This is a genomic window from Streptomyces sp. URMC 123 (assembly GCF_051386515.1).
Classification (GTDB): domain Bacteria; phylum Actinomycetota; class Actinomycetes; order Streptomycetales; family Streptomycetaceae; genus Streptomyces.
In genome coordinates, this window is record NZ_JBPQTV010000502.1 from 1 (window position 1) to 3134 (window position 3134).

Below are 3134 nucleotides of genomic sequence, written 5' to 3' on the forward strand. Positions count from 1 at the left end.
GGCCGAGGATGTGCTCGCACATCCACTGCTGCACGCTGGTGAGCTTGTCGAAGCCGAGCCGCTGCGCCCGCACCCACCGCCCCAGATCGTCGCCCTGGTGCACGACGGTGCCGGGTTCGGTCGGCAGCTCGCCGCCGGCCTCCATGTGGAGCCGGACGAGGTGGAAGCACCGCTGCCACGCCACCGGCCAGGCCGGGCACCACGACGGGTCGATCTCCTCCAACTGCTCCCGCCGCTCGGCCGACAGCGCCCCCGCCGACGACTGAACCGGCAGGCCCTCGGCGCGCCGCTGCTCGATCTCCTGCGCCTTGCGGGCGGCCGCCCGCGCGTTCTTCAACCAGATCCCCACCCGGTAGCCCTGGTAGGTGGCGTCCAGCGGGGCCAGGAGGTGGCCGTGCTCGGTGGCCCACCCGCGCGCGGCGGCCAGGCCCTCCTCCCAGGCGACGTCGAAATGGCTCCAGATCATGCCGAGCTTCTCCAGCTGTTCGACGCGGTCGGCGTCCATGTCGCCGCGGGCGTAGAAGCGCCGGTTGTCGGCGATCCATTGCCCCAGCGGGAAGCCCGCGAGCGAAGCCGGCCACCCCTCGACCGCCGTCTCCGGATCGCGCTTGGAGGGCACGCGGAAGGTGAAGGGCACGCGCAGGTCGCCGTGCTCACGGACATAGATGACGGCCGCCTCCACCCCGCGCCGCCAGTGCTCGTGCTCCGGATTGAGGACCCGCAGGTTGATGAACGCGGCCAGCTGCGCCGGGTCGCGCGGCGTGGAGAACTTCAGCAGCGACCGCGCAGGCGCCGACGGTCCGGGCCCTTCCCCCTCGACTCGGCCTTCCTGACCTTCCCCGCGGCTCTGGACGCCCCTGACGAGGCTCTGCGCCTGCGGCTGCGCCAGAGCCTCCACCACGCGGGCGTCGTGCGCTCTGAGTGCCTCCAGCAGCTTCGCCAGTCCGCCGTACGCCCGGGAGGCCAGCATGTTGTCCGGCGTCTCCCCAGGTCCGAGCAGGACGGGCACGACGAGCGAGGCGACCTTGCCCTCGCCGGGCTGCATGCGCAGCGCGCGGCCGACGGCCTGGACGAGGTCGGGCATGGAGCCGCGCACGTCGGCCCAGTAGACGGAGTCGCAGTTCTTGGTGTCGACGCCTTCACCCAGTACCTTGACCGAGCCCAGGAAACCCTTCTCCACCACGGTGCCGTCGCCTGCGATGCCGGCCGCGAACTCGCCGAGGACCCGGCGGCGGTGGTGGGGCTTGTGCTCGCCGCACAGCCAGTCCGCCCAGATGGTCTTGGGGTAGAGCTCGGGGTCGGCGGCGTGCAGCTGGGCGGCGACGTGGGGGAGGCCGGCCGCGAACGCCTCGGCCTCCTTGACGACGTGGTGGAAGACGAGTGTGCGCCGGAAGCCCTCCTTGGCGGATGCCTTCACCAGGGCGGTCTGGAGGGGTGCGAGCCGGGCCCCGCGGACCTCGTCCGAGCGGCCCTCAGTGCCCAGGAGTCGGGCGGCCTGGAGCTGGGTGTCGGTGATGTCCACGCACACCACCTGATACGGCGCGCAGATTCCCCGGTCGATCGCCTCCGAGAGCGTCAGCGTGAAGCAGCGGGCACCGAACGGCCCGTCCGGATCGTCCTCCATCGATGCGACCAGCTCGCCCGGCGCGCCCCCGGAGTCCTGGTCCAGCTGCCACAGGCGGGGCGTCGCGGTCATGTAGAGACGGCGCAGGGCGGGGATGCGGGTGTTGTCGTGGACGATCGCCCACGGCTTTCCGATCCGGCCCGACGTCCGGTGCGCCTCATCGACCACGATCAGGTCCCAGCCCGGGAGGCCGGCCTGGTGCGCGCGCTCCAGCGTGCCCAGCCCGAGGGAGGCGTACGTGGCGAACACGGTGATTTTGTCGAACGGCCGTACCCAGTCGACCAGCTCCTCCACGTCCGTGGTGTTGGGGAAGGTCACGTCCTCGCCCCGCAGGGACGACACACCGATCATCGGGCCCGTACGGCCTCCTTCGCACCACGCAGCCCCGGTCTGCGCCAGCAGGTCCAGCGACGGGACGAGCACCAGCACACGGCCCGCACGGAGCTCCTCAGCGCTCCGGGTGGCCACGAGGCTCTTCCCCGACCCGGTCGCCATGATCACCTGAGTCCGGAGCCCTCTCGGAGGCACAGTAGATCTTGCAGGCAATTCGAGGGCACACAGCACCGCGTCCACGGCTTCTCGCTGATGGGGACGCAGGTGCTTCACTGTCATTCGAGTCTGCCTTCTTCTGTCGGCCGCGCGGGCAGTCACGCGGCGGGAACCTGGAAACCTTCTTGTCGGGGCGTGCATTCGTTGCCGAGAGCACCACCGACTCCCGTCCACCGATCCAGCTCATTCGCAGGGAAGCGTGACCTGGATCGGCTCCTCGCCCCACTGATGCTGCTGCCCCAGTCCAGAGTCTATCCGAAGTAAAAAATGAAGCAGGCAATCGCTCACGCAACGCCCAGCCACCTGGCTCAAGGTCAGGGCAACCAGACCCTCATCAACCCTGCCGCGATACTTCAGGCCGCCTCAGGCGACAGTGACGGGAATCCAGCTCACTCCCCTCCTCGCCTGATCACGGGGGTGGCCCAGGCGGTACGCCCTCAACTGCTGTAGAAGCTGAACAGCCGGCTCCAGTGGGGCCGGGTGAAGGACCCTGAGGCGACTGGCCCGACCAGCAAGGACTACGCCATGCAGCAGGTCACCGAGATCCTCTTCCCAGCAGTCACTACCTGATGCTCACCCAGCAGCCCCAACAAGCCTGACGACCAGCCAGGCACTCCGTTCAGGTCTGTATGGGCGGTGGCGGGGCATACGGGCCTCACCCGTTTGAGAGGAGCTTGCTCGATGCTTGGCATAGTTGCGGCGGTGCTGTTCTTCTTCGCATTTTTGATCAATGCGGCAGAGATCGGTACCAACGATGTGTTCTCCTCGACGAATGTGATGCTGCTGGGACTGACGGCTCTGGCTTTGCATGTGGCCGGAGTGGGTACTGGCCGAGCCCGCAGACGCTGACCCCCTGGCCCCACGTACCCCGTGACAGCCCATCACCAGAACGGCGGCTTCCCCAGCCCAGAGCCCCTGCCCTTGCAGCCAGCCAGGCCCGCGGCAGCGGGCCGTAAGGGGT

2 protein-coding genes are annotated in these 3134 nt (G+C 69.2%); one reads left to right on the forward strand and one right to left on the reverse strand.

Annotated elements, in window-relative coordinates; genetic code table 11:
• Positions 1 to 2236, reverse strand: a 2236-nt coding sequence (locus tag ACSNOD_RS29975; protein WP_436770228.1) for a Helicase associated domain protein, incomplete at its 3' end; no start/stop codon positions are given.
• A gap of 618 nt (positions 2237 to 2854) precedes the next feature.
• Here ACSNOD_RS29975 and ACSNOD_RS29980 point away from each other — a divergent pair.
• Complete coding sequence (locus ACSNOD_RS29980) at positions 2855 to 3022, forward strand: hypothetical protein (protein ID WP_436770229.1); 168 nt, start codon at positions 2855 to 2857, stop codon at positions 3020 to 3022.
• The last annotated feature ends 112 nt before the right edge of the window (positions 3023 to 3134 follow it).

What these genes read in the sequence shown, in the direction of transcription:
- ACSNOD_RS29980 (WP_436770229.1), top strand. Translation starts at nt 2,855, where the DNA reads ATGCTTGGCATAGTTGCGGCGGTGCTGTTCTTCTTCGCATTTTTGATC.